This is a genomic window from Micromonospora sp. WMMD987 (assembly GCF_029581435.1).
In the GTDB taxonomy this organism is placed as follows: Bacteria; Actinomycetota; Actinomycetes; order Mycobacteriales; family Micromonosporaceae; genus Micromonospora; species Micromonospora rifamycinica.
Genome location: NZ_CP120861.1, coordinates 6048161 through 6071780, shown reverse-complemented (window position 1 = coordinate 6071780; position 23620 = coordinate 6048161). Strand labels below are relative to the sequence as shown.

At 72.0% G+C, this 23620-nt stretch carries 26 protein-coding genes; 15 read left to right on the top strand and 11 right to left on the bottom strand.

The genetic code is table 11. The features are described from left to right. The first annotated feature begins 2 nt into the window (after nucleotides 1-2). From ychF to O7612_RS25715, 4 genes are all read left to right on the top strand, one after another. Nucleotides 3-1088 carry a redox-regulated ATPase YchF gene (ychF, locus tag O7612_RS25730; RefSeq protein WP_282268085.1) on the top strand — a complete coding sequence of 362 codons (1086 nt, stop codon included), beginning with the start codon at nucleotides 3-5 and terminating at the stop codon, nucleotides 1086-1088. Nucleotides 1089-1120: 32 nt separating this feature from the next. Beyond that, nucleotides 1121-1684, top strand: coding sequence for an exonuclease (locus tag O7612_RS25725; protein WP_282268083.1), 564 nt, complete (start codon nucleotides 1121-1123; stop codon nucleotides 1682-1684). Nucleotides 1685-1697: 13 nt separating this feature from the next. Continuing rightward, nucleotides 1698-2093: a VOC family protein gene (locus tag O7612_RS25720; protein ID WP_282268081.1), complete on the top strand. Its 396-nt coding sequence runs from the start codon at nucleotides 1698-1700 to the stop codon at nucleotides 2091-2093. Nucleotides 2094-2160: 67 nt separating this feature from the next. Then, on the top strand, nucleotides 2161-2658 hold the full coding sequence (locus tag O7612_RS25715) for a GNAT family N-acetyltransferase (protein WP_282268079.1): 498 nt from the start codon (nucleotides 2161-2163) through the stop codon (nucleotides 2656-2658). A 17-nt stretch (nucleotides 2659-2675) separates the two neighbouring features. Here the strand turns inward: O7612_RS25715 and O7612_RS25710 are convergent, their stop codons facing one another. Beyond that, nucleotides 2676-3287 (bottom strand): hypothetical protein, encoded by a 612-nt coding sequence (locus tag O7612_RS25710; protein WP_282268077.1) that lies wholly within the window; start codon nucleotides 3285-3287, stop codon nucleotides 2676-2678. 73 nt (nucleotides 3288-3360) lie between these two features. On the opposite strand from O7612_RS25710, the gene O7612_RS25705 reads away from it, so the two are divergent. After that, a complete protein-coding gene (locus O7612_RS25705; RefSeq protein ID WP_282268075.1) occupies nucleotides 3361-3831 on the top strand; it encodes a GNAT family N-acetyltransferase in 471 nt (156 codons plus the stop codon). Nucleotides 3832-3988: 157 nt separating this feature from the next. Here O7612_RS25705 and O7612_RS25700 read toward each other — a convergent pair whose 3' ends face one another. Next, complete coding sequence (locus O7612_RS25700) at nucleotides 3989-4708, bottom strand: ElyC/SanA/YdcF family protein (protein WP_282268073.1); 720 nt, start codon at nucleotides 4706-4708, stop codon at nucleotides 3989-3991. Nucleotides 4709-4743: 35 nt separating this feature from the next. Beyond that, nucleotides 4744-5637 (bottom strand): NAD(P)-binding domain-containing protein, encoded by an 894-nt coding sequence (locus tag O7612_RS25695; protein WP_282268071.1) that lies wholly within the window; start codon nucleotides 5635-5637, stop codon nucleotides 4744-4746. A gap of 59 nt (nucleotides 5638-5696) precedes the next feature. Here O7612_RS25695 and O7612_RS25690 point away from each other — a divergent pair, with 59 nt between their 5' ends. Continuing rightward, nucleotides 5697-6116 (top strand): MerR family transcriptional regulator, encoded by a 420-nt coding sequence (locus O7612_RS25690; protein WP_282268069.1) that lies wholly within the window; start codon nucleotides 5697-5699, stop codon nucleotides 6114-6116. Here the strand turns inward: O7612_RS25690 and O7612_RS25685 are convergent. Further along, complete coding sequence (locus tag O7612_RS25685; protein WP_067313722.1) at nucleotides 6104-6466, bottom strand: PH domain-containing protein; 363 nt, start codon at nucleotides 6464-6466, stop codon at nucleotides 6104-6106. The genes O7612_RS25690 and O7612_RS25685 overlap by 13 nt on opposite strands. Before the next feature lie 111 nt (nucleotides 6467-6577). On the opposite strand from O7612_RS25685, the gene O7612_RS25680 reads away from it, so the two are divergent. Beyond that, the gene (locus tag O7612_RS25680) at nucleotides 6578-7708 is read left to right on the top strand and encodes a DUF4190 domain-containing protein (RefSeq protein ID WP_282268062.1); all 1131 of its coding nucleotides are present in this window, start codon (nucleotides 6578-6580) and stop codon (nucleotides 7706-7708) included. Nucleotides 7709-7777: 69 nt separating this feature from the next. Here O7612_RS25680 and O7612_RS25675 read toward each other — a convergent pair whose 3' ends face one another. Beyond that, the gene (locus O7612_RS25675) at nucleotides 7778-8086 is read right to left on the bottom strand and encodes a 4a-hydroxytetrahydrobiopterin dehydratase (protein WP_282268061.1); all 309 of its coding nucleotides are present in this window, start codon (nucleotides 8084-8086) and stop codon (nucleotides 7778-7780) included. 182 nt (nucleotides 8087-8268) lie between these two features. On the opposite strand from O7612_RS25675, the gene O7612_RS25670 reads away from it, so the two are divergent. Then, entirely contained in the window at nucleotides 8269-8709 is a 441-nt protein-coding gene (locus O7612_RS25670) for a (deoxy)nucleoside triphosphate pyrophosphohydrolase (protein WP_282268058.1), read from the top strand. Between the two features lie 143 nt (nucleotides 8710-8852). Here O7612_RS25670 and O7612_RS25665 read toward each other — a convergent pair whose 3' ends face one another. The 6 genes from O7612_RS25665 to O7612_RS25640 form a co-directional block, all read right to left on the bottom strand. Continuing rightward, on the bottom strand, nucleotides 8853-9941 hold the full coding sequence (locus O7612_RS25665; RefSeq protein ID WP_282268056.1) for a succinate dehydrogenase/fumarate reductase iron-sulfur subunit: 1089 nt from the start codon (nucleotides 9939-9941) through the stop codon (nucleotides 8853-8855). Further along, nucleotides 9941-11857: a fumarate reductase/succinate dehydrogenase flavoprotein subunit gene (locus O7612_RS25660; protein ID WP_282268054.1), complete on the bottom strand. Its 1917-nt coding sequence runs from the start codon at nucleotides 11855-11857 to the stop codon at nucleotides 9941-9943. The genes O7612_RS25665 and O7612_RS25660 overlap by 1 nt, the downstream gene beginning before the upstream one ends. Before the next feature lie 12 nt (nucleotides 11858-11869). Next, nucleotides 11870-12676 carry a hypothetical protein gene (locus O7612_RS25655; protein ID WP_282268052.1) on the bottom strand — a complete coding sequence of 269 codons (807 nt, stop codon included), beginning with the start codon at nucleotides 12674-12676 and terminating at the stop codon, nucleotides 11870-11872. Nucleotides 12677-12962: 286 nt separating this feature from the next. Beyond that, complete coding sequence (locus O7612_RS25650; protein WP_282268050.1) at nucleotides 12963-14378, bottom strand: metallopeptidase TldD-related protein; 1416 nt, start codon at nucleotides 14376-14378, stop codon at nucleotides 12963-12965. Beyond that, a complete protein-coding gene (locus tag O7612_RS25645; RefSeq protein WP_282268048.1) occupies nucleotides 14375-15811 on the bottom strand; it encodes a TldD/PmbA family protein in 1437 nt (478 codons plus the stop codon). Before O7612_RS25645 ends, O7612_RS25650 begins: the two co-directional genes overlap by 4 nt. 32 nt (nucleotides 15812-15843) lie before the next feature. Beyond that, on the bottom strand, nucleotides 15844-16392 hold the full coding sequence (locus O7612_RS25640; protein ID WP_282268045.1) for a Uma2 family endonuclease: 549 nt from the start codon (nucleotides 16390-16392) through the stop codon (nucleotides 15844-15846). A 278-nt stretch (nucleotides 16393-16670) separates the two neighbouring features. Here O7612_RS25640 and O7612_RS25635 point away from each other — a divergent pair, with 278 nt between their 5' ends. The 7 genes from O7612_RS25635 (at nucleotide 16671) to O7612_RS25605 (ending at nucleotide 23282) form a co-directional block, all read left to right on the top strand. After that, nucleotides 16671-17717 (top strand): ABC transporter ATP-binding protein, encoded by a 1047-nt coding sequence (locus tag O7612_RS25635; protein ID WP_282274055.1) that lies wholly within the window; start codon nucleotides 16671-16673, stop codon nucleotides 17715-17717. A 55-nt stretch (nucleotides 17718-17772) separates the two neighbouring features. Further along, complete coding sequence (locus O7612_RS25630) at nucleotides 17773-18780, top strand: dipeptide ABC transporter ATP-binding protein (protein WP_282268043.1); 1008 nt, start codon at nucleotides 17773-17775, stop codon at nucleotides 18778-18780. Continuing rightward, nucleotides 18777-19826, top strand: a complete 1050-nt coding sequence (locus O7612_RS25625; protein WP_282268041.1) for an ABC transporter permease — start codon at nucleotides 18777-18779, stop codon at nucleotides 19824-19826. Before O7612_RS25630 ends, O7612_RS25625 begins: the two co-directional genes overlap by 4 nt. A gap of 12 nt (nucleotides 19827-19838) precedes the next feature. After that, nucleotides 19839-20825 (top strand): ABC transporter permease, encoded by a 987-nt coding sequence (locus tag O7612_RS25620; RefSeq protein ID WP_282268037.1) that lies wholly within the window; start codon nucleotides 19839-19841, stop codon nucleotides 20823-20825. A gap of 119 nt (nucleotides 20826-20944) precedes the next feature. Beyond that, entirely contained in the window at nucleotides 20945-22687 is a 1743-nt protein-coding gene (locus O7612_RS25615; RefSeq protein WP_282268035.1) for an ABC transporter substrate-binding protein, read from the top strand. A 149-nt stretch (nucleotides 22688-22836) separates the two neighbouring features. Beyond that, complete coding sequence (locus O7612_RS25610) at nucleotides 22837-23154, top strand: prevent-host-death protein (RefSeq protein ID WP_282268034.1); 318 nt, start codon at nucleotides 22837-22839, stop codon at nucleotides 23152-23154. Further along, nucleotides 23151-23282 carry a hypothetical protein gene (locus tag O7612_RS25605; protein WP_282268033.1) on the top strand — a complete coding sequence of 44 codons (132 nt, stop codon included), beginning with the start codon at nucleotides 23151-23153 and terminating at the stop codon, nucleotides 23280-23282. The genes O7612_RS25610 and O7612_RS25605 overlap by 4 nt, the downstream gene beginning before the upstream one ends. The last annotated feature ends 338 nt before the right edge of the window (nucleotides 23283-23620 follow it).

Here is a 23620-nt window from a genome sequence, read left to right as displayed (position 1 = left end):
TCGTGAGTCTCACCATCGGCATCGTCGGCCTGCCCAACGTCGGCAAGAGCACCCTGTTCAACGCGTTGACCAAGAACGACGTGCTCGCGGCGAACTACCCGTTCGCCACGATCGAGCCCAACGTCGGGGTGGTGGGGCTGCCGGACGCGCGGCTCGACAAGCTCGCCGAGATCTTCTCGTCGCAGAAGGTGCTGCCCGCGCCGGTGTCGTTCGTCGACATCGCCGGCCTGGTCCGGGGGGCGTCGAAGGGGCAGGGCCGGGGCAACGCGTTCCTGGCGAACATCCGGGACGCCTCGGCCATCTGCCAGGTGGTGCGGGCCTTCTCGGACCCGAACGTGGTGCACGTCGACGGCAAGGTCTCGCCGGCCGACGACATCGAGACGATCAACACCGAGCTGATCCTGGCCGACCTGCAGACCCTGGAGAAGGCGCTGCCCCGGCTGGAGAAGGAGGCCAAGCTCCGCAAGGACCGGGCCGCCGCCGTGGCCGCCGCGAAGCAGGCCGTCGAGGTGCTCGACGGCGGCACCACCCTGTACGCCGGGGCCGCCGCCGCCAAGATCGAGCTGGAGCACCTGCGGGAGCTGCACCTGCTCACCACCAAGCCGTTCCTCTACGTCTTCAACGTCGACGAGGCCGAACTGGGCAACGCCGCCTTCCTCGACGAGCTGCGCGCCCTGGTGGCCCCCGCCGAGGCCGTCTTCATGGACGCCAAGATCGAATCCGAGCTGGTGGACCTGCCCGAGGACGAGGCCCGCGAGCTGCTGGAGTCGATCGGGCAGTCCGAGCCGGGGCTGGACCAGCTCGTCCGGGTCGGCTTCCGCACGCTCGGGCTCCAGACGTACCTGACGGCGGGGCCGAAGGAGGCGCGAGCCTGGACCGTGCCGGTCGGCGCGACCGCCCCGGAGGCCGCCGGAGTGATCCACAGCGACTTCCAGCGCGGCTTCATCAAGGCCGAGGTGGTCTCCTACGACGACCTGGTCGCGGCCGGCTCGATGGCGGCGGCGAAGGCCGCCGGCAAGGTCCGGATCGAGGGCAAGGAGTACGTCATGCAGGACGGCGACGTGGTCGAGTTCAGATTCAATGTCTGAGCGGTGACCCGCCGGCCGGTTACTGTCCGCGCGTGACCGAAATCTACGTGAGCACGGATGTCGAGGCGGACGGGCCGATCCCGGGCTGCAGTTCGCTGTTGAGCTTCGGTTCGGCGGCCTTCCGGGCCGACGGCACGATGGTCGGCACCTACACCGCCAATCTCGCGACCCTTCCCGGGGCCAGCGCGGATCCGGAGACCATGGCCTGGTGGGCGGGGAACCCTGAGGCGTGGCAGGCCTGCCGGTCCGACCTCCGCGAGCCGGGCGAGGCGATGACCGAATACCGCGGCTGGCTCGAAGCGCTGCCGGGCAGGCCGGTGTTCGTGGGCTATCCGGCCGCGTACGACTTCATGTTCATCTACTGGTACCTGGTCCGGTTCACCGGCGGTAGCCCGTTCTCGCACTCCGCCCTCGACCTGAAGTCGTACGCGATGGCGGTGCTCGGTGGCAGTTTCCGGGGCACCACCAAACGCACGATGCCCCGCGACTGGTTCGGGCCGGCTCGGCACACCCACGTGGCCCTCGACGACGCGATCGAACAGGGCCACCTGTGGCTCGCCATGCGCCGCGCCGCCGACGCCCGCGCCGCCGGGTGACTAGCCTGAAGCCATGGTCGCCGGCGCGAGGCAGTTGAAGGTCGGACTCCGGGTCGACGATCTGGAGCGGTCGGTCGCGCTCTATCGCCAGGTCGGGTTCCGGCAGATCCCGAATCAAGATCAGCCGATGCTGAGGTACCTGACGTTCGGCCACACCTGGCTCGTCCTCTCCAGCCGTCATTCCCACGGGTATCACCACGCGGAGCGCGAGCGAGCTGCCCGGTCGGGTCCGCTCGGTAGCGGTGTCGTCCTCGTGGTGCCGACTCCTGACCTGGCGGCAGCGCGTGAGATCTGGCGACGCGAAGGTCTCCCCGTCACGTTGGAGCCGGAGGACGTGGGGTTCGCCGAGATCTTCTACGGCCTTGACCCCGACGGCTACGAGGTGATGTTCGAGCAGTTCCGCGTCTGATCCTCTCCGCGCGAAGGCCGGCGGAATCGTGTTGCCCGGCCCGTTGGCACGGCCCTACGGTGGACCGGTGGTGATCCGTGACGCCGACGACGGCGACTGGCCGGCCATCTACCCCCTCTTCCGGGAGATCGTGGCGCAGGGCCGCTCGTACGCGTTCCCGGAGGACCTGTCGCGGGAAGAGGCGCACGGGTGGTGGATGGAGTCCCCGCCGGGCCGTACCGTCGTCGCGGTGGACGGGACGACCGTCCTGGGCAGCGCGAAGATGGGACCGAACCGGCCGGGGCGGGGCGCACACGTGGCCACGGCCAGCTTCATGGTCGATCCCCGGCACGGCGGGCGGGGCGTCGGACGCGCTCTCGGTGAGCACGTCGTCGACTGGGCGCGGGCCGGCGGCTACCGGAGCATGCAGTTCAACGCGGTCGTCGAGACGAACGAGGTCGCGGTCCGGCTGTGGCGTTCGTTGGGTTTCCGGGTGCTCGCCACCGTCCCCGGGGCGTTCGACCACGCCGAGCACGGCCCGGTGGGGCTGCACGTGATGTTCCTGGACCTGCGCGTGCCCCGCTGACCGACCCCCGGCGCGGGTCAGGGGTGGGCCAGCCGGGGGTCGTCCGACCACGGTGAGTGCGGGTGCGCCCGGCGGACCGCTGCGCGCAGCCACCGCCGCTGGGCGGGGCCCAGCAGGCGGTGGGCGACGTCCAGATCGTGCTCGTCCCGGGGGCACGGGTCGCGTGACTTCCACAGCAGCTGGGTGACGGGCGTCCCGGTCGGTACGCCGTCGACCCACCCCACCGCCGCCTCCCAGGGGAGGCTGATCCGTGGATCGCGTCGGTAGCGCCAGCCCGAACCGTCCCCGTCCTCCACGTTGATCTGGAGGACGAAGCGGTCCCGACCGGTGTCGTACACCCAGATGTTGTGCACCTCGGGGTCGTCCGGACGCTCCGCCAGCGGGGACAGGTGTCCCCGTCGGGCCGCGAACGGTCGCAGGCCCGCCGGCAGGGCGCGCAGCAGGGTGGGCAGTACCGGCCGCAGGGTGCTGACGTCGATGTCGCCGTGCGGTCGGCCCGGCCCGCCGCACCAGTGGGCGACGGCCCACCCGCCGGAGAGCCACCAGCGTGCCGGGCAGCCGGCGAGCGACGCGCCCACCTCGGCGACGGAGAGCGCGGCCCAGAGGTGCCGCCGGGGGTCGTACCGCATGTGGTCATGACTAGCAGAACGCCGTCGTGCCCCGGGGCTGCGGGCGGGGTGGCGCTGCCCCTACGGTGGCGGGGTGGTGACCTTGCGACTGGAACCGATGACCGACGAGCAGTATCTCCGCTACCGGGAGCGCGCCGAGGGGGAGTACGCGCGCAACATCGCCGCCTCCGGGGCGATGCCGCTGCCGGACGCGCAGGAGAAGGCCCGGCAGGACTACCGGAACCTGCTGCCCGACGGGTTGGCCACCGAGGGCCACCGGCTGTGGACGGCGTACGCCGACGCCGACGAGGTCGGCATGCTCTGGCTGCACCTGGAGCAGAAGTCCGACGGCCTGCACGCCTTCGGCTACGACTTCGAGGTACGCGAGGAACTGCGTCGCCGGGGCTACGGCCGGGCGATGATCGAGGCCGCCGAGCGGGTGTGCCGGGAGCTGGGCGTGGTCGCCATCGGGTTGAGCGTGTTCGGGTTCAACACCGGCGCGCGGGCGCTCTACGAGCAGATGGGGTTCGAGGTGACCGCCGTCCGGATGACCAAGCGGCTGTAGGGCGGGCGCTGCGGGCCACCGCGCCGTAGCGGGCCTCCTGCGCCCACCGCGTCGGGCTCCTGCGCCCACCGCGTCGGGCTCCTGCGCCCACCGCGTCGGGCTCCTGCGCCCACCGCGCCGTGCGGACGCCCACCGCGCCGTGCGGCCGGCGGCCCGGTCAGCTGTCGCGCAACGCGTCGTCCACACCGGTCTCCCGGCGGCCGAGGTGCACCGGGTCGCGCCCGGACAGCAGGTCGAGGGCGGCCTTCACGCAGGCGCCGTACTCGCGGGTGGAGCTGATCCACCACGTGCGGTCGTCCGCGCGGGCGGTGTCGTCGCCGACCCCGCTGGCGTCGATGCCGAGCCGCCGGCACACCGCCACGGCGCGGGGCAGGTGGAAGGACTGGGTCACGACGGTGGCCCGGTCCACCCCGAAGATCCGCTTGGCGCGGGCGCAGGAGTCGTAGGTGTCGAAACCGGCGTAGTCGAGCACCACCCGTTCCGCCGGCACGCCGTGGGCGAGCAGCCAGCGCCGCATCGCGGTCGGCTCGTCGTAGTCCGGGTGCATGTTGTCGCCGGAGAGCAGGATGGCGTGGACCCGGCCGGCGGCGAGCAGCCGGCGGGCGATCTCCAGACGGGCGGTGAGGAACGGCGACGGTGTGCCGTCGGACCGCACCATCGTGCCCAGCACCAGGGCGACCGGTGCCTCGGGGACGTCCTGCTCGGCGAAGAGGTGCCCGTCGGCGTGGCCACGGATCCAGGCGATGCTCGCCACGGTGCCACCGGTCAGCAGCACCGCGCCGGCGACGACCGTCACGACGGCGCGGCGGAGCCAGCGGGCCCGCCGGCCGTCGGGACGGAGCAGTCGCCGGACCACACTGGACAGATCGCTCCGCATGCGGACGAGTATCGCAGGGCCGCCCGGCTCCGAGGTCAGGCGGAGCAGGCCGGTGTGAGGAACCGGGCCAGCCGGGCGAGACCGTCCTCGCCGTGGCCGGCGGTGACGGCCTCCGCGATGACCGACCGGGCGGCGCGCAGCACCGCGGAGTCGATCCCGTGGGTGTCGGCGGTCTCGATGACGTGGGTGATGCCCGAGTGGGCCGAGGCGATGGTGGACCGGTCGCCGGGGAACCGCTCCTCGGTGAGCTGGTCGGCGAAGCGGGTCGTCATCTCGCCGAGCATCGGGGCGATTCCGGCGGCGTACCGGGCGAACGACCGGGGGGCGACGCCCTCGGCCGAGGCCAGCGCGAAGGCGTGGGTCAGTCCGCTGACCGCGGTGCCGAACAGGTCGAGCAGCGCCATGTCGTACGCCGCCGCCGCGCCCGGGTCGGTGCCGAGGTGGGCGGGGGCGCCGCCGAAGGTGGCCAGGACGGGCAGGGCGGCGTCGAAGGCGGGTCGGTCGCCGCACCACAGCGTGATGGCGGCCGGTGTGCCGATCGTCGGGGTCGGGGTCAGGATGGCTCCCTTCACCAGGTGGACGCGGTGGCCGTCGGCCCAGTCCGACAGCCTGCGGGCCTCGTCCGGTCGGCTGGTGGTGACGTCGACGACCGTCCGTCCGGCCCAGTCGCCGTGCCCGGCCAGCACGCTGTCGACCGCCGCCGGGTTCCGCAGGCAGGTGACCACGAGGGCGGCGGCCCGCACCGCCCCGGTGACGGTCGACGCGGCCGTCGCGCCCCGCGCGACGAGGGCTTCGGCCCGGTGCGGGGTACGGTTCCAGACGGTCGTCGGAATCCCGGCGGAGATCAGGGTGGCGGCGAGCGCCCGGCCCATCGGACCCAGGCCGAGCACCGCCACCGGGTCACGGTACGTGAGTTGTCGATCGCTCATGCCGAGGACGGTAGACCTTCACGTTGACGTGAAGGTCAAGTCCGCGGTCTCCTGTGGGCATGCGGATCGGTGAACTGGCCCGGCGGGCCGGGGTGAGCACCCGGGCCCTGCGGTACTACGAGGAACAGGGCCTGTTGCGGCCCGACCGGCGGTCGAGCGGTTACCGCGACTACGGCGAGCAGGCCCTGACCACCGTGCGGCACATCCGGCTGCTGCTCTCGGCCGGGCTCGGCACGGCGGTGATCGCCGAGATCCTGCCCTGTGTGCCGGACGACACCACGGTGCTCGCCCCCACCTGTCCCGAACTGCTCGACGGCCTGGCCGAGGAGCGGGCGCGGATCACCGCGTCGATGCAGCGGCTCGCCGCGGCCCGGGACATCCTGGACGCCCTGATCGCCACCGGCACCGCCCCCGCCGACCGGGAGCCGGCCGCCGCGGGCGGTGGTGCCGGCGGACGGGGCGCGGGTCAGGAGATGTAGTGCAGGATCACGTTGTGCACGTGGTGGCTCTTCTGTGCGCCCCGGAACTCCACCTCGTAGGTGTGGGTGCCGACGTGCACCGCGATCGAGCCGGTGGAGAAGAACTCCCCGCCCCATGACTTGTTGCTCACCACGCTCACGCTGGTGATCTTCGAGTACGGGATGCTGGTGATCGCGTACCGCTTGCCCACGAAGGAGCGGTCCTGGATGATCACCCGCCGGTCGGTCAGGCCGATGAACCCGGTGCCGGTGCCGACGGCGTCGTAGACGGCGATGATCTGTTCCCCGTCGAGCAGTCCACTCTGGATCTGTTGGAACTGCTCCTTGCGGTCGTACGTCACATTTGCCATGGATCCCACGGTAGGAGGTGGCCGCCAGCCTCCGCCGTTCCCCGTCGGTTGGTCCGGTCGACTAGTCTCGCCATGCCTGGCCGGACGCGGGCGACGGGGGAGGGCAGCGGCGTGACCAGCGAACATTCCAAGACGCAACCCAGCGACGAGGCGCGGGGGCAGTCGACGCCGACCGGTGACGAGCAGGCGGCCCCGACCGGTCGCGCCGGCCCCACCGCCGTCGGCGACTGGGAGCCGTGGCCGCAGCGGCCGACCGAGCGGGGCCGGCTGAACCGGCTGGCCGTCGTCACCCTCGTCCTCGGCCTGCTGGGCGGCGTGCTCGCCCTGGTCACCGCCGGGTTCGCGCTGCGCCGGATCCGGCGCGACGGCGAGCGGGGGAAGGGCCTGGTGGTCGCGGGGCTGGTGCTGTGCGGAGGGTGGCTGCTGGCCGGGCTGGTGGCGTGGGGCGTCACCTGGACCGGCTCCGCCCCGGACACCGGGCTGCGCGCCCTGCGGGTGGGGGACTGCTTCCGGGTTCCCACCGGCGCGACCGCCAGCCGGACCGCGCCCGAGCAGGTCACCCGGGTGCCGTGTGACACCCCGCACCAGGCCGAGTACGTCGACGACTTCCCCGCGTACGAACGGTCCGCCGACGAGCGGTACCCGGGGGCGGCGGTGCTCTCCCAGCGGGCGGAGGAGCTGTGCCGGCAGCGGCAACGCAGCTACGTCGTGGATCCGCTGGGGCTGCCCGCCGAGGTGCGGTTGAGCTGGTACCTGCCGACCCGGGTCGACTGGTCCACCGATCCCACGATCACCTGCTACCTGACCGCGCCGCAGGCCCTGTCCCGGCCGCTCCGGATGGACGGCACGGTGCTCGACCCGGCGCAGCTCGGCTACCTGCTGGCCACCCGGGACTGGGCGGAGACCCGGACCGCGCTGGTGGCCGACGCGCCGGCGGCTCCCCCGGCCACGCTGCGGGACGCGGTCCGGCGGGCCGAGGCCACGCACACCGACATGTGGTTCCGGCTGCGCCGGGAGCCCTGGCCGGAGACGGTACGACCGGCGATGGAACGGATGCTCACCGAGATGGAGCAGGACGAGCCGGCCTGGCGGAACGCCGACGGGGAACCCGACCGGGGCAAGCTGCTCCAGATCGTGGCGCAGGCCGGGCAGCACCCCGATCCGGCCACCGAGCTGGCGGTACGCCAGGTGCTGGGACTGCCCACCACGCAGGGCGAGCCGATGCGGCGACCGGCGCGCTGAGCCGACCCGGTGGCCGGCAGGCACGGTCGATACGGTGGCCGGTGTGACAGGCCGACCCGGTGGCCGGCGTCAGTCCTCGGTCACCGCGCGGTACGCGTCCTCGATCCGGGCGGCGAGGAGCACCTCACCCTCGGTGAGCGGCTCGCCGTCGCCGTGGCCGACCCGGATGCGCGTCTCGGTGTCCCGCCGGCTGATGTCCGGCCGCAGCCGCAGCGCGTCGGCGACCACCTTGATCCGTTCGGTCAGCGCCGCGTGCTGGGAGTCGTCCATGACCAGGGTGCGGCGGATCTGCTCACCCTCGCGGGTCCACCCGTGCAGGAGCGTGAGGGCGTCAGTGAGATAATCGTGCTTGGCTCGGCTGGTGAACAGCACGCGCATCACCGCACCTCCCAGGCGCCGTTGCCGGCTTGTGGCCAAATCGTCGCCGTCCCGTGTCCTCGTGGTGCTAACAGTCTGTCGACCCGATGGCGGTGTGTCCACGCCCACACTTCCGTCTCTTATTGGCCTACCGGTCGGCCACGGTACCCAAACCGACGATTGATCTGGCACGCTGGATGCCCGTGCAGACCGAACGGCGTAGCGGTAACGGACAGACCGACCGGCGCGAGCCGCGGGTGGTCGTGGGCGCGGCGATCATCTCCGCCGGGCGGGTGCTGGCCTGTGCCCGCACCGCACCGCCCGAGGTCGCCGGCATGTTCGAGTTCCCCGGCGGCAAGGTCGAGCCCGGGGAGAGCGAGACGGCCGCGCTGATCCGCGAGTGCGCCGAGGAGCTGGCCGTCCGGGTCGAGATCGGCGAGCGGGTCGGCCGGGACGTCCGGATGGCCCACGGCCGTTCGGTGCTCAAGGTGTACGCCGCCCGCCTGCTGCACGGCGACCGGCCCCGCGCGCTGGAGCACTCCGCGATGCGCTGGCTCACCGCCGGTGAGCTGCACAGCGTCACCTGGCTCCCGGCCGATGCCCCCATCGTCGCCGCCCTCGGCCCGCTGCTGGCCTCCGACTGACCGGTATCGGACACCCGGCTGGGAAACGCCGACGGGGGCCGACGGCTCTCGCCGTGGCCCCCGTCGCGTGTCGTGCCGCCCGGCGCCGGTCGCGCTGCGTCAGTGCCGTGCTACCTCGGTGCCCGACCCCGTCGTGCTCTACCTCAGTGCCCGTCGCCGTGGCTCGTGGGCTTGTCGTCCTGGCTCGGGTGGGCGAAGTTGAGGTGCTCCGGCGGCAGCGGGAAGGTGACGTCGTCGCCGAACGGCGACGGGGCCGCCGCCCGGTCGAAGGTCAACTCCGTCAGCGGGAGCCTGCCCCGGTCGTCGACCGCCGGCATGGTCGGGTGCGGAACCTCGCGGTGCCAGTTCACGCCCTGCTGGGCCTGGGCCTCCGCGGCCGGGTCGCCGGAGCCGCCGGCGTGCGAGTGGACTCCAGCCTGACGGGCGCCGCTGTGCACCACGGACCCCTTTCCTCCGCTGTTCGCGGTGCTCGGGGGCGTCTCGCCCCGACGGAAGATCTTGCTACCGAGCCATACCAGGGGATCGTACCTGCGGTCGACGACCCGTTCCTTCATGGGGATGATCCCGTTGTCGGTGATCTTGATGTGCTCGGGGCAGACCTCGGTGCAGCACTTGGTGATGTTGCAGAAGCCGAGCCCCTGCTCCTGCTGCGCGTACTGCTTGCGGTCGGTCTTCGCGTCCAGCGGGTGCATGTCCAGCTCGGCGGCCCGGATGAAGAACCGGGGGCCGGAGAAGGCCGGCTTGTTCTCCTCGTGGTCACGGATCACGTGGCACACGTTCTGGCACAGGAAGCACTCGATGCACTTGCGGAACTCCTGCGAGCGTTCCACGTCGACCTGCTGCATCCGGTACTCGCCCGGGGCCAGGTCGGCCGGCGGGGCGAAGGCCGGCGTCTGGCGGGCCTTCTCGTAGTTGAACGAGACGTCCGTGACCAGGTCCCGGATCACCGGGAAGGTGCGCAGCGGGGTGACCGTGACGGTCTCGGACTCCTCGAACGTCGACATCCGGGTCATGCAGCTCAGCCGGGGCTTGCCGTTGATCTCCATCGAGCAGGAGCCGCACTTGCCGGCCTTGCAGTTCCACCGGCAGGCCAGGTCCGGCGCGTCGGTGGCCTGGAGCCGGTGGATGACGTCGAGGACGACCTCGCCCTCGTTCACCTCGACCGAGTAGTCCTGGAGGTCACCGCCGGTCTCGTCACCCCGCCAGATGCGGAAATCCCTCTTGCTTCCCATCAGTTGCTCGCCTCCTCGCCGACGGCGTCGACGTCGGCCAGCTCCTCGTCGGTCAGGTACTTGGCCAGCTCGGTACGGTCGAAGAGGCCGATCAGCTCGGCCCGCATCTTCGGCAGCGGCTTGTGCTCCAGCCGGACGGTGTCCCCGTCGAGCGCACAGACCAGGTTGACCCGACGCCACCGGGGGTCCATGGTCGGGAAGTCCTCCCGGGTGTGCCCGCCGCGCGACTCCTGCCGCTCCAGCGCCGCCTTCGCGGTGCACTCCGAGACGACCAGCATGTTGCGCAGGTCGAGCGCCAGGTGCCAGCCCGGGTTGTAGCGCCGGCCGCCGACCGCGCTCACCTTCGCCACCCGCTCACGCAGCTCGGCCAGCCGGCGCAGGGCGTCGACCAGCTCACCCTCCCGACGGATGATTCCTACCAGGTCTCCCATCACCGCCTGGAGGTCCTGCTGGAGGGTGTACGGGCTCTCCCCGGTGTCCCGCTGCAACGGCGCGAGCGCCGTCTCCACGGCGGTCTCCACCGCGCTCACCGCCACCTTCGGCCGCGAGGTCAGCTGATCGGTGTACGACGCCGCGTGCCCGCCCGCCCGCTTGCCGAAGACCAGCAGGTCGGACAGCGAGTTGCCGCCCAGCCGGTTGGAGCCGTGCATGCCGCCGGAGACCTCACCGGCGGCGAACAGCCCCTGCACGGTGCCGTACGCCGCACCGGAGTCCGGGTCCACCTCGACGCCGCCCATCACGTAGTGGCAGGTCGGCCCGACCTCCATCGGCTCGGCGGTGATGTCGACGTCGGCCAGCTCCTTGAACTGGTGGTACATCGACGGCAATCGGCGACGGATCTCCTCGGCCGAACGCCGGGAGGCGATGTCCAGGTAGACGCCGCCGGCCGGCGTACCCCGACCGGCCTTGACCTCGCTGTTGATCGCGCGGGCGACCTCGTCGCGGGGCAGCAGCTCCGGCGGACGCCGGTTGTTGTCCGGGTCGGTGTACCAGCGGTCCGCCTCCTCCTCGGTCTCCGCGTACTGCTTGCGGAAGACGTCGGGGACGTAGTCGAACATGAACCGCTTGCCGTCGGAGTTCTTCAGCACGCCGCCGTCGCCGCGCACCGACTCGGTGACCAGGATGCCCTTCACCGAGGGCGGCCAGACCATGCCGGTCGGGTGGAACTGGAGGAACTCCATGTTGATCAGCGTGGCCCCGGCCCGCAGGGCCAGCGCGTGCCCGTCCCCGGTGTACTCCCACGAGTTCGAGGTGACCTTGTAGGACCGGCCGACGCCACCGGTGGCCAGCACCACCGCCGGGGCCTCGAACAGGATGAACTCGCCGGACTCCCGGTAGTAGCCGAACGCCCCGGCCACTCGGTCCCCGTCGAGCAGCAGCTCGGTGATGGTGGTCTCGGAGAACACCTTGATCCGCGCCTCGTAGTCGCCGAGGTCGCGCTTGTCCTCCTGCTGGAGGGAGACGATCTTCTGCTGGAGGGTGCGGATCAGCTCCAGGCCGGTCCGGTCGCCGACGTGCGCCAACCGTGGGTACTCGTGCCCGCCGAAGTTGCGCTGGGAGATCTTGCCGTCCTTCGTCCGGTCGAAGAGCGCCCCGTACGTCTCCAGCTCCCAGATCCGCTGCGGCGACTCCTTCGCGTGCAGCTCGGCCATCCGGAAGTTGTTGAGGAACTTGCCGCCGCGCATGGTGTCGCGGAAGTGCACCTGCCAGTTGTCCCGGCTGTTCACGTTCCCCATCGCGGCCGCCGCGCCGCCCTCGGCCATCACGGTGTGCGCCTTGCCGAAGAGCGACTTGGAGATGATCGCGGTCTTCTTGCCGGCGAGCCGGGCCTCGATCGCCGCGCGCAGGCCGGCGCCGCCGGCCCCGATCACGACGACGTCGTAGTGGTGTCGTTCGATGCGAGTGGTAGTGGTCATGTCGCGCGCCCTCTAGTTGATGAACCGCAGGTCGTCGAACCATCCGGCGGCGACGGCCATCACGTAGAAGTCGGTGAGGGCCAGCGTGCCGAGGGTGATCCAGGCGAGCTGCATGTGCCGGGTGTTGAGCTTGGACACGAACGTCCAGGCCCGGTAACGCACCGGGTGCGCGGAGAAGTGCTTCAGCCGGCCGCCGATGATGTGCCGACAGGAGTGGCAGGAGATGGTGTACGCCCAGAGCATCACCACGTTGAGCAGCAGGATGACGTTGCCCAGCCCGAAACCGAAGCCCTTCGGTGAGTGGAAGGCCAGGACCGCGTCCCAGGTGTTGATCAGCGAGATGATCGCGGCGGCGTAGAAGAAGTAGCGGTGCAGGTTCTGCCCGAGCAGCGGGAACCGGGTCTCCCCGGAGTAGGACCTGTGCCCGTCCGGCACCGCGCAGGCCGGCGGCGACAACCAGAACGACCGGTAGTACGCCTTGCGGTAGTAGTAGCAGGTCAACCGGAACAGCAGCAGGAACGGCAGGGTCAGCGCCGCGTCCGGGATGATCCACCAGCCGGGCAGGAAGCTGCCGAAGTGCGACGATCCCTCGACGCACCGGTCGGTCACGCAGGGGGAGTAGAACGGCGTCAGGTAGTGGTACTGCTCCACCCAGTACCACTTGTGCATGAACACCCGGACGGTCGCGTACGCCACCCAGGCGGTGAGCCCGACGACGGTGATCAGGGGGGCGAACCACCAGCGGTCGGTTCGCAACGTCTTCGCCGTGATGGCGGCGCGCGCCCGCGCCCCCCGCGGCTTCGTTGCCGTTGATGTCATTCGAGTTGTCTTCCTGACGGGACGGGCCCTCGCGGGCGGCGGTTCACGTTCCGTGCGGTCAGCGGACCGGCCGGACCGTGTCCACTGCCACGCCTTGCGGCACGCAGGCGACCGCGCCGGGACATCGGCGCAGCTAAGTGACACACGTTACGCCGATCTTCACGGTCGGGCCGCGCAACGCAGTGTCCCGTGTGTCCCGCACCTTGGAAAGCCCCGCGCCACGATCAGTTCCGGCGGGCACCGCGTCGCGGCCGGACCGGTGCCCCGACGCACCGGTGACGGCCGGTCAGCCCGAGGCGCCGCCGGTGAAGTTCCACGAGGCCAGCCGCAACGGCGGCGCCTCCCACCAGCCGCCGTCGGTCCGGTCCGGCTGGCGGACCGGCCACCGGCCGAGCCCCAGCACCGCGCCCGGCCCCAACGCCCGCGGGTACGCCTCGGTGAACCGGAGGTTCCGGACCGCCCGGGTCGGCACGCCGTCCTCCACCAGCCACACCCCGTTGCGGGTCAACCCGGTGACCACCAGGCTCTTCGGGTCGAGCACCCGGGTGTACCAGAAGTCGCTGACCAGCAGCCCCCGGGTCATCGGCGCGACCAGCGCGGCGGTGTCCGTGTCCGCCACCGCCCCGGAGACGCCGCCGGTCGGGGCGGGACCGGCGTCGCCCGCCCCGGCCCGGCCGAGCAGGCGCACCGTCCGCGGGACCGGGCCGAAGGTGGACCCGCCGGGAGCCCCGTGGCCGGTCGACGTGGTGCCCGCCCCGGCGGCACTGCGCCGGTCGTGGGCCACCGCGCGGGTGGTGCCCGCCTCGACCAGGGTGAGCGCCCGGCACGGGGTGCCCTCCAGGTCGAACGGCATCGCGCCGCCGTACGTCGGGTCGTCGATGAGGGTCACCGCCGGGTCGAACTGGGCGGTGCCGGGGCGGGCGAACGACTGGCGTTCGGCGTGCCGCTTGCCGTTGAAGCCGTACCAGGCGAGATTCTGCAACAGGTCGGCCACGGCGGCCGGTTCGAGGACCACCTCGTACCGGCCCGGTGGCAGCTCGACCGGGTCGGCGGCGGCCCGTGCCTTGGCCGCCGCCCGGGTGCCGAGGGCCGTGCCGTCCAGCCCGTCGAGGCGGCCGGCGCAGAGCCGGGCCACCCCGTCCGCGCCGTCGAGCCGGGCGATGCCGTCCATCGCCGCCTCGGTGGTCCGTCCCTGCGCCGACTGTCCGAGCGAGTTGGCGAACGCCCCCGACCGGTACGAGGTACGGCAGTAGCCGGCCGCCTCCAGCCCGCCCACCGCGTCGACGAAGTCCCGGACCCGCTCGGCGCGGGCCGCCGGTTCGGCACCGGCGGTGGCCTCGTCGAGCAGACCGTTGGAGTGCACCGCCGACGGTGGGGTCAACCCCGGCCAGGCGGGGTCGGGTGGGCAGAGCCGAACCGCGGCGAGGGTGCGCCCGACCAGGGCGCGCAGCCCGTCCGCGTCGACCAGGCTGCCGCCCCCGGTGGCCGTCCGGCCGTCGACGTGCACCCGCAGCCGGACCCGCACCCCGGACTCGGCGACGTTCTGGTGGATGAACGAGTTGGCGAACCGGGTCAGCGCCAGGTCGTGCCGGACGACGGTCACCTCGGCCTGGGCCGACGGACCGGCGACCTGGTGGACCAGCTCCACCACCCGGGCGGCGACGTCCAGCTCGGTCGCGCCGGTGTCCCCCGGGCCGGTCATGCGCGTACCCCCACCCGGACGTTGCGGAACCGGGCCGGCGCCGCCGGGTGACCGGTGTGCCCGATCTGGCCGGGCTGGCCCTTGCCGCAGTTCGGGGTGCCCCACGGGACGATCTCGGAGGAGAGCATGTCCATCGACCGCCAGAACAGCGGCCCGATGCCGGTGTAGGTGGGGTTGCGCAGCATCCGGCCACGCCGGCCGTTGCGCACCTCCCAGGCGATCTCACAGCCGAACTGGAAGTTGAGCCGCCGGTCGTCGATCGACCAGGACCGGTTGACGTCCATCAGCACCCCGTCGTCGGTGGCCGCGATGATCTCGTCGAGGGTGTGCGGGCCGGGTTCCAGGCCCACGTTGGTCATCCGCACCATCGGCAGCCGCGCCCACCCGTCGGCCCGGACGCTGCCGCCGTGGTCCAGGCCGGCGACGGCGGCCGAGTCGCGGCCGGCGAGCACCCCGACCCAGCGGCCCTCGCGTACCGCGTCCCGGGCGACCGCCGGGGAGCCCTCGTCGTCGAAGCCGAAGCTGCCCAGCGCGCCGGGGATCGTCGGGTCGATGGTGACGTTCATCAGTTCGGAGCCGTACCGCAGCGACCCGAGCTGGGCCAGGTCGAGCCAGGAGGTGCCGGCGAAGGCGGCCTCCCAGCCGAGGATCCGGTCCAGCTCGATGGCGTGCCCGACCGACTCGTGGATCTGCAACGCGAGCTGCTCGTCGCCCAGGATCAGGTCGGTCTCGCCGGCCGGGCACTCGGGCGCGGTGAGCAGCGCCCGGGACTCGTCGGCGATCCGGGCGGCGTGCCCGGCCAGGTCGAGCGACTCGACCAGCTCCCAGCCGGTGGTGCCGTACTGGCCCCGGTAGCTCGGCCAGGAACGGCGCTGGGTCTCGTGCTCGCCGATCGAGGTGGCCGAGATGCCGCCGCCGCACTCGCGGATGTGCTGGTCGATGCGGTGCCCCTCGCTGGAGACGAACCACTTGCGGGTGTCCCAGATCTGGTAGAGCCCCTCGGCCAGGTCGGCCCCCTGCCCCCGGGCGGTCGCGGTGGCCCGGACCAGCAGGTCGCCCTTGTCGGACAGCGCCACCCCCAGGGGATCGACCGCGCAGCCGGAGGCCCAGCTCGCCACCGTCGGCTCGGCCGGGGTCAGCGTGATCGGTGGACCGGGCACCCGGGCGCTCGCGGCGGCGACCTCCGCGGCCCGCCGGCCGGCCGCCCGCGCCGCCGCGTCGGACAGCTCGGGTACGGCGTGGAAGCCCCACCCGGAACCGACCAGTGCGCGTACGCCCAGGCCGAGGCTCTCGTCCTGGGTCAGTTCCTCGATCTCGCCGTTGCGCGCGGACATCGACTCGTAGCGCAGGTGCATCACCCGGGCGTCCGCATACCGGGCGCCCGCGTCGAGGGCGGCCTGCACGGCGGCGGACGCCGCATCGAACTCGGTCATGGACCGACCCTAGGCCAGCCGACCGACATCCGTCAGGGCACCAGATCCTCGGGCCGGATCGTGGCCCGCACCGGCTCGATCAGGCTCAGGATCTCTCCGCGTTTGGTGGCGGAGTGCTCCGTGTAGTGGCGGCCCCGCCGACGGTGGAGGCGTAGCGCGCCGGTCTTCTGCTCCACCAGCAGGTACCACTCGATGCCGGCTGCCGCGTAGTAGTGCATCTTGAGGACCTTGTCGGTGGACGCGTTGCTCGGCGAGACGATCTCGCAGACGAGGTGTACCTCGGCCGCGTCGATCATGAGCTCGTCCAAATCCACGGGGTCGGTGACGATGAGGTCGGGGATGGGGATGCGCCCCGGCCGAAGCCGGACGTTCACCGCCTCCAGCAGTTCCAGACCGGCCTGCTCGGCCGCCGGTTCGAGTATGTTGCCAAGTTTGCGCGAGATGCGCTGGTGGCGGGGGGTCGGGGCTGGGGTCACGTGGAGGCTCCCGTCGAAGAGTTCGACGCGTTGCGAGGTCTCGTCGAGGGAGAGGTATTCCTCTTCGGTCCACGGCCCGTCGTGGCCGAACACCGCTGCGATCATGGTCGGTCACCTCCACCTCGTGTCGCCGGGCATCCTCCACCGGGCACCTCGCCCATGGTCGCACCCCGGGTGCGACCGGCCGGCGACGACACCGCGTGGCGACGACGCCGTGGTCCGGCGACAGCTCCCGCCCCGTAGCTTATTTTCAGCCCCGTCTCTTTGTTGTAGGTTCCCTGCAACCCGAGGAGGCGGTCGTGGACAGTCCGCACGCAGCGCCGTCCGGTCCGCCGGACGCCCGGCCGGACGCGCCGGGGACACCCGACGACCGTCGTCCGGCCGTGCCGCAGCCGCGCGGCGGTGACGACCCGTACCTGCGGGTGGACGACCTGCGGGTACGGTTCGACACCACCGACGGCGTGGTGCGCGCGGTCGACGGGGTGTCCTTCACCGTGCCGCGCGGCCGGACGCTCGGCATCGTCGGTGAGTCGGGCTCCGGCAAGAGCGTCACTGCCCTGGCCGTGCTCGGCCTGCACGACCCCCGACGGAGCACCGTCACCGGCGGGATCGCCGTCGGTGGCCGGCAACTCGTCGGCCTGGCCGAGGAGCGGGTACGCCGGCTACGCGGCCGGGACCTGGCGATGATCTTCCAGGATCCGCTCTCCGCGCTGCACCCGTACTACACCGTGGGACGGCAGGTCGCCGAGGCGTACCGGGTGCACCATCCCCGGGTCGGCCGGCGGGCGGCCCGGACCCGTGCGGTGGAGATGCTCGACCGGGTGGGCATCCCGCAACCGGCCCGCCGCTACGACCAGTACCCGCACGAGTTCTCCGGCGGCATGCGCCAACGGGCGATGATCGCGATGGCCCTGGTCAACGATCCGGCACTGGTCATCGCCGACGAGCCGACCACCGCGCTGGACGTGACGGTGCAGGCCCAGATCCTCGACCTGCTCGCCGACCTCCAGGCCGAGTTCCGCACCGCGATCGTGCTGATCACCCACGACCTGGGCGTGGTCGCCCAGGTCGCCGACGACGTGCTGGTCATGTACGCCGGACGGGTGGTCGAGCAGGGCAGCGCGGCGCGGGTGCTCCGCCGGCCGCAGCACCCGTACACCTGGGGGTTGCTCTCCAGCGTGCCGTCGCTGCACGGCGACGCGGACGCGGACCTGGTGCCGATCCCGGGCAACCCGCCCTCGCTGATCCACCTGCCGTCCGGCTGCGCGTTCCACCCCCGCTGCCGGTACGCCGACGACCGCTCCCGCACCGAGCTGCCGCGACTCGCCCCGGCCGGCGCGGACGACCACCTGGTCGCCTGCCACCTGCCCACCGACGAACGCGCCCGCCTGTACCACCGGGACGTGCCCCGCCCGGGGGTGTCCCCATGAGCGTGTGGAATGCAGCGCAGCGGAGTCCCGCAGTCGCGAAGGAAGGGCGGACCCGATGAGCGTCGAGCCGTTGTTGCGGGTGCGGGGATTGACCAAGCACTTCCCGGTGCGGACCGGCCTGCGGGCCAGCGGGCTGGTGCGGGCGGTCGACGGGCTCGACTTCGAGGTGCGGCCCGGCGAGACGTTGGGCCTGGTGGGGGAGTCCGGCTGCGGCAAGACCACCACCGGACGACTGCTGGTGCGCCTGCTGGAGCCGACCGCCGGGACGATCGAGTTCGCCGGGCGGGACATCACCCACGCCCGCCGTCGTGAGCTGCGCCCGCTGCGGCAGGACCTCCAGATCATCTTCCAGGACCCGTACGCCTCGCTGAACCCCCGGCACACCGTCGGGCGGATCGTGGGGATGCCGTTGCAGGTCAACGGGATCGACCCGCCGGGCGGGGTGAAACGGCGGGTCGGGGAGCTGCTGGAGCTGGTCGGGCTCAACCCGGAGCACTACAACCGCTACCCGCACGAGTTCTCCGGCGGGCAGCGGCAGCGGATCGGGATCGCCCGCGCGCTGGCCCTGCGGCCGAAGCTGATCGTCGCCGACGAGCCGGTGTCCGCGTTGGACGTCTCGATCCAGGCGCAGGTGGTGAACCTGCTGCGGGACCTGCAACGCGACCTCGGGCTGGCGTTCGTGTTCATCGCGCACGACCTGGCCGTGGTGCGGCACTTCTGCCAGCGGGTCGCGGTGATGTACCTGGGGCGGATCGTGGAGATCGGGGACCGGGAGGACGTCTACCGGCGGCCCCGGCACCCGTACACCCGGGCGTTGTTGTCGGCGGTCCCGGAGGTGACCGCGTCGGGTCGGGCCGGACGGATCCGGCTGACCGGGGACGTGCCGACGCTGTTGGATCCACCGTCGGGTTGTCGGTTCCGGACCCGGTGCGCCACGGCCCGGGACGTCTGCGCCAGCGAGGAGCCGGCGCTGGTGGTCCGTGCGGGCGGCCGGCAGGAGACCGCCTGCCACTTCCCGGAGACCGGGCCGGTGCAGGCGGGCGCGTGGGAGGTGGCGGGATGAGCGTGTCCCCGGTCGACCCGACGACGCTGGCCGGAGCCGGAGCCGGAGCCGGAGCCGGAGCCGGAGCCGGAGCCGGGAGCGGGGCGGCCAATGGCGGTGGGCCGGGGGGCGGCGCGGGTGTCGTCGGGCGGTCGCCCGGCCGGCTCGCCTGGGACCGGCTGCGGCGCGACCGGACCGGCCTGGTCAGCGGCGGCATGCTGGTCTTCTTCGTGCTGGTGGCGCTCGCCGTGCCGCTGATCGAGTGGGCGTACGGGACCGGCCCCCGGGAGCAGTTCCAGTCCCGGCTGGACGGCTTCGGGATGCCGCTGGGCTATGCCGGCGGGGTGACCGGTGAGCACTGGTTCGGGCTGGAGCCGGGGCTGGGCCGGGACATCTTCATCCGGATGGTGCACGGGCTGCGTACCTCGCTGTTCATCGCCTTCGTGGCGGCGGTGACCACGGCGACGATCGGTGTCGTGCTGGGCACCGTCGCCGGCTACCTGGGCGGCTGGGTGGACGCGGTGGTCAACTGGGTCACCGACCTGACCCTGGCGATGCCGTTCCTGATCATCGCGTTGGCGTTGACCCCGACCATCGCGCTGCGCTTCTACGGCGAGCGGGAGGAGGTGCCGGCGGCGTTCCAGATCGGGGTGCTGATCGCCGTCTTCGCGCTGTTCGGCTGGACGAGCACCGCCCGGCTGGTCCGGGGGCAGGTGATCGCGTTACGCGAGCGGGAGTTCGTGGACGCGGCGCGGGCCAGCGGCGCGGGGCTGGGGCACATGCTGTTCCGGCAACTGCTGCCGAACCTCTGGGCGCCGATCCTGGTGTCCTTCTCGCTGGCGGTGCCGGCGTACATCACCGGCGAGGCGGCGTTGTCGTTCATCGGGGTCGGACTGACCGACGCCACCCCGAGCTTCGGCCGGATGATCTACCGCAGTCTGGACTACCTCCAGACCGACCCGGCGTACGTCTTCTTCCCCGGCATCACGATCTTCGCGCTCGTGTTCGCCTTCAACCTCTTCGGTGACGCGCTGCGGGACGCGCTCGACCCGAAGTCGTCCCGGTAGGAGGGTCCGGCGGTGGCGCGGTTCCTGGTCAAGCGGCTCTTCTCGGCGGCGTTGACGCTCTTCGCGGTCAGCGTGCTCAGCTTCCTGATGTTCTTCGCCCTGCCCCGGGATCCGGTCACCGGCATGTGCCCCAAGAACTGCTCCCCGGAGCGGCTGGAGCGGGTCCGTCAGGAGCTGGGCCTGCGCGATCCGCTGGTCAGCCAGTACGCCGGCTACATGAAGGGCATCGTGACCGGCCGGGACCTCGGCAGCGCCCAGGGCGGCCGGTGCGACGCGCCCTGCCTGGGCTGGTCGTACGTCGCCAACGAGGCGGTCTCGGACACCATCGCCCGGGTGCTGCCGGTGACGTTGAGCATCGTCGTCCCGGCGGCGGTGCTGTGGTTGCTGCTCGGGGTCGGCCTGGGCATGGTCTCGGCGCTGCGCCGGGGCACCTGGCTGGACCGGGCGGCGATCGGCTTCTCGCTGGCCGGGGCGTCGTTGCAGCTCTACTTCGTCGGTGCGGTGCTGCTGCTGGTGTTCGTCTACACGCTGCGCTGGCTGCCGGTGCCGGGTTACACGCCGCTGCTGGACGACCCGGTGCGCTGGGCCGGCGGGCTGGTGCTGGCCTGGCTGGCGCTGGCGTTCCTGTTCTCCGCCATCTACGCCCGGTTGTCCCGGGCACAGATGCTGGAGACGCTCTCGGAGGACTTCGTCCGCACCGCGCGGGCCAAGGGCCTGGCCAGACGCACCGTGTACGGGCGGCACGCGCTGCGTGCGGCGATCACGCCGGTGGTGACGATCGCCGGCCTGGACGTCGGCGGCGCGCTGGGCGGCACGGTGATCACCGAGACGACCTTCGGCCTCAACGGCCTGGGGCGGACGGCGGTCGACGCGGTGCGCGCCGGTGACCTGCCCACCATCATGGCGACCGTGCTGATCGCGGCGGTCTTCGTGGTGCTGGCGAACGTGCTGGTGGACCTGCTGTACGCGGCCATCGACCCTCGGGTGCGGTTGCGCTGACCGGCCGTCAGGCGACGGAAGTTGTCGAAATCTGTTAGACAGTCCGAAGGTTTTCTTCTTGACGGTCCCCGGGTGCCGGCGTTCACCGCCCGACGCCGACGGGATGGAGGAGGTAGGGGATGCGACCACGCGCAGCAGTCGCCGCAGGCGGCGCGATCGCCCTGGTGGTGGCGTTGGCCGCCTGTTCGGAGAACACGGGCGAGGGCACCACCGTGGACACCGGCCGGCAGCAGACCGGGGTGATCGCCACCGATCCCAGGGACTCGCAGGGGCCCGCCGCCGAGGTGGCCGGCGCGGCGAAGGGCGGCACCTTCACCGTCATCCGGGAGACGCCGATCTCGCACCTGGACCCGCAGCGGACGTACTCGTTCGCCGGTCTGATGGCCAACCCGCTCTTCGCCCGCTACCTGACCACCTGGAAGGACGACGGCAAGGGCGGCCTGGTGCTCGTCGGTGACCTGGCGCAGACCCCCGGCAACAACGTCAACAGCGACTGCCGGGTCTGGGAGTTCACCATCAAGGACGGGGTGAAGTTCGAGGACGGCAGCCCGATCACGTCGAAGGAGATCGCGTACGGCATCGCCCGCTCCTTCGACCCCGACCTGACCGGTGGCCCCACCTACCTCCAGGAGTGGCTGGCCGACAGCCCGCAGTACGACACGGCGTGGGACTTCAAGAAGAACAGGACCGCGCTGCCGCCGGGGCTGACCACGCCGGACCCGAAGACGCTGCGGTTCGAGTTCGCCAAGCCCCGCTGTGACCTGCCGTTCGCGGTCTCGCTGCCGACCACCGCGCCGCTGCGGCCCGACCAGGACACCGGCGTCAACCTGGACCAGAAGCCGTTCTCCTCCGGGCCGTACAAGATCGCCAAGAACCAGGCGGGGGTGCAGCTCACCCTGGACCGCAACCCGCACTGGGACGCCGCCACCGACCCGGTCCGCCACCAGTACCCGGACCGGTTCGTCTGGACCTTCGGGCCGACCGCCGACGCGGCCGTCAACCGGGTGATCGCCGACAACGGCGCCGACCAGAGCGCGCTGGCCTGGAACTACGTGCCGGCCTCGCTGGTCGCCCGGGTCGCCCAGGACCAGACGCTCAGGGCGCGCAGCGTGCTGTCCCCGACGCCGAGCGCCAACCAGTTGGTGATCAACAACCAGCGGGTCACCGACCTCGCCGTCCGCCGGGCGCTCAACTACGCCGTCGACCGCGAGGGCCTGGTCAAGGCGCTCGGCGGGCAGACCGTCGCCCAGCCGATGACCACGCTGATGCCGCCCTCGACCATCGGCTACCAGGCGTACGACGCCTACCCGGCCGGTGCCAACGGCGACGTCGACAAGGCCAGGGAGCTGCTCGCCGGCAAGACCCCGGAGCTGGTCCTCGGGGTGGCCGACAGCACCACCGAGCAGCAGATGGGCACCCAGCTCAAGGCGAACCTGGAACGCGCCGGCTTCAGGATCACGGTGCGGAACATCCCGGACGACGCGAAGCTCGACGAGATCAAGAAGAAGAACAACCCCTGGGACCTCTACATCGGCAACTGGGCCGCCGACTGGCCCAGCGGCGCGTCGATCCTGCCGGTGCTCTACGACGGCCGCACCATCAAGGCCGAGGGCAACAGCAACCAGGCGTACTTCAACGACCCGACGGTCAACGCCGAGATCGACCGGATTCAGGCCATGCCCCCGGCCGACCAGGGGCCGGAGTGGGGCAAGCTCGACCGGCGGATCATGACGGAGTACGCCCCGGTGGTGCCGCTCTTCGTCGACGTGGCCTACACGGTGCACGGCTCGAAGGCGGGCGGCGTCTTCATCTCCAGCGTCTTCGGCTACCCGTCCTTCGTCAACGCCCACGTCAAGCAGTGACCCGGCACTGAGCCGGCCGGGCTCCCTCCCGGTCAGCGTCGGGAGGGAGCCCGCCGGCTTTCGTGAGTGCGGGCTCCCTCCCGGTCAGTGTGGCGAGGCGGCCCGCCGGCTCGTGAGCGCGTATATCCACTTTTGTAGCATTTTTTGCCATGCGTGCCATTTGTGCAATTTCTGCCAAAGATGAGGCGGCCGCCAAACCACCGATCTCCGATGCCCGTGACAGCCTGCCGGACGTCGTCTCCCGCGGCCACCACGCCGGGCGGATCACCTGCGTCACCCGGCGTGGGCAGCGACTGGCCGCCATCGTCCCCACCGAGCCGGCCGAAGCGGTCGAACGCGTCGAGGACGCCGCCGACGTCGCTGAAGCCCGGGCGACTGTCGCTGCCGCCAGGGCGGCTCTGGTCCGCATCGACGAGGGCGACACGCCTGTTGCGCTGACCGAACTGCGCCGTGCGTTGGGCGGGTGACCACACCGACCTGCACCGTTGACGTCGAGCGCGCCGCCGCCACGCTGCTGCGCGAACTCGACCGCCCCGTGCCGGAGCATGACCAGGAAGTGCTGCCCGGCGAAGGACTCACCGGAGCGTACCGGTAGCAGCCAGGCCCCAGGCTGCTCTGAGGCTGCCGACGCCCTTACCGACACCGGTGCAAACGCCCCGCCCCCGCCCCCGCGCCCGTCGCCGTTCCCGCGCCCGTCGCCGTTCCCGCGCCCGTCGCCATCCCCGCCCGGAGATCGTGCTGGATCCAGGATGTAGTGGCTTCCGGCGACTCCGAGGCCACTACATCCTGGATCCGGTATGACCTTGGGTGACTCGGGTGACGACTCCGGTGTACGGGTGGGCTCCATGGGCGGGCTGGGCTCCACCGCCCGGGAGCCTTCGTGTTCGTCCCCGGCCTCTGCCGGTGCTTCGGCCACCTGTTCGGCACCTGGCT

Coding starts and splice junctions, on each gene's coding strand:
- O7612_RS25720 (WP_282268081.1), top strand. CDS start 1,698: ATGGTCGCCGGCGCGAGGCAGTTGAAGGTCGGACTCCGGGTCGACGAT.
- O7612_RS25710 (WP_282268077.1), bottom strand. CDS start 3,287: ATGCGGTACGACCCCCGGCGGCACCTCTGGGCCGCGCTCTCCGTCGCC.
- O7612_RS25700 (WP_282268073.1), bottom strand. CDS start 4,708: ATGCGGAGCGATCTGTCCAGTGTGGTCCGGCGACTGCTCCGTCCCGAC.
- O7612_RS25695 (WP_282268071.1), bottom strand. CDS start 5,637: ATGAGCGATCGACAACTCACGTACCGTGACCCGGTGGCGGTGCTCGGC.
- O7612_RS25690 (WP_282268069.1), top strand. CDS start 5,697: ATGCGGATCGGTGAACTGGCCCGGCGGGCCGGGGTGAGCACCCGGGCC.
- O7612_RS25685 (WP_067313722.1), bottom strand. CDS start 6,466: ATGGCAAATGTGACGTACGACCGCAAGGAGCAGTTCCAACAGATCCAG.
- O7612_RS25675 (WP_282268061.1), bottom strand. CDS start 8,086: ATGCGCGTGCTGTTCACCAGCCGAGCCAAGCACGATTATCTCACTGAC.
- O7612_RS25665 (WP_282268056.1), bottom strand. CDS start 9,941: ATGGGAAGCAAGAGGGATTTCCGCATCTGGCGGGGTGACGAGACCGGC.
- O7612_RS25660 (WP_282268054.1), bottom strand. CDS start 11,857: ATGACCACTACCACTCGCATCGAACGACACCACTACGACGTCGTCGTG.
- O7612_RS25655 (WP_282268052.1), bottom strand. CDS start 12,676: ATGACATCAACGGCAACGAAGCCGCGGGGGGCGCGGGCGCGCGCCGCC.
- O7612_RS25650 (WP_282268050.1), bottom strand. CDS start 14,378: ATGACCGGCCCGGGGGACACCGGCGCGACCGAGCTGGACGTCGCCGCC.
- O7612_RS25645 (WP_282268048.1), bottom strand. CDS start 15,811: ATGACCGAGTTCGATGCGGCGTCCGCCGCCGTGCAGGCCGCCCTCGAC.
- O7612_RS25640 (WP_282268045.1), bottom strand. CDS start 16,392: ATGATCGCAGCGGTGTTCGGCCACGACGGGCCGTGGACCGAAGAGGAA.
- O7612_RS25630 (WP_282268043.1), top strand. CDS start 17,773: ATGAGCGTCGAGCCGTTGTTGCGGGTGCGGGGATTGACCAAGCACTTC.
- O7612_RS25625 (WP_282268041.1), top strand. CDS start 18,777: ATGAGCGTGTCCCCGGTCGACCCGACGACGCTGGCCGGAGCCGGAGCC.
- O7612_RS25615 (WP_282268035.1), top strand. CDS start 20,945: ATGCGACCACGCGCAGCAGTCGCCGCAGGCGGCGCGATCGCCCTGGTG.
- O7612_RS25610 (WP_282268034.1), top strand. CDS start 22,837: ATGCGTGCCATTTGTGCAATTTCTGCCAAAGATGAGGCGGCCGCCAAA.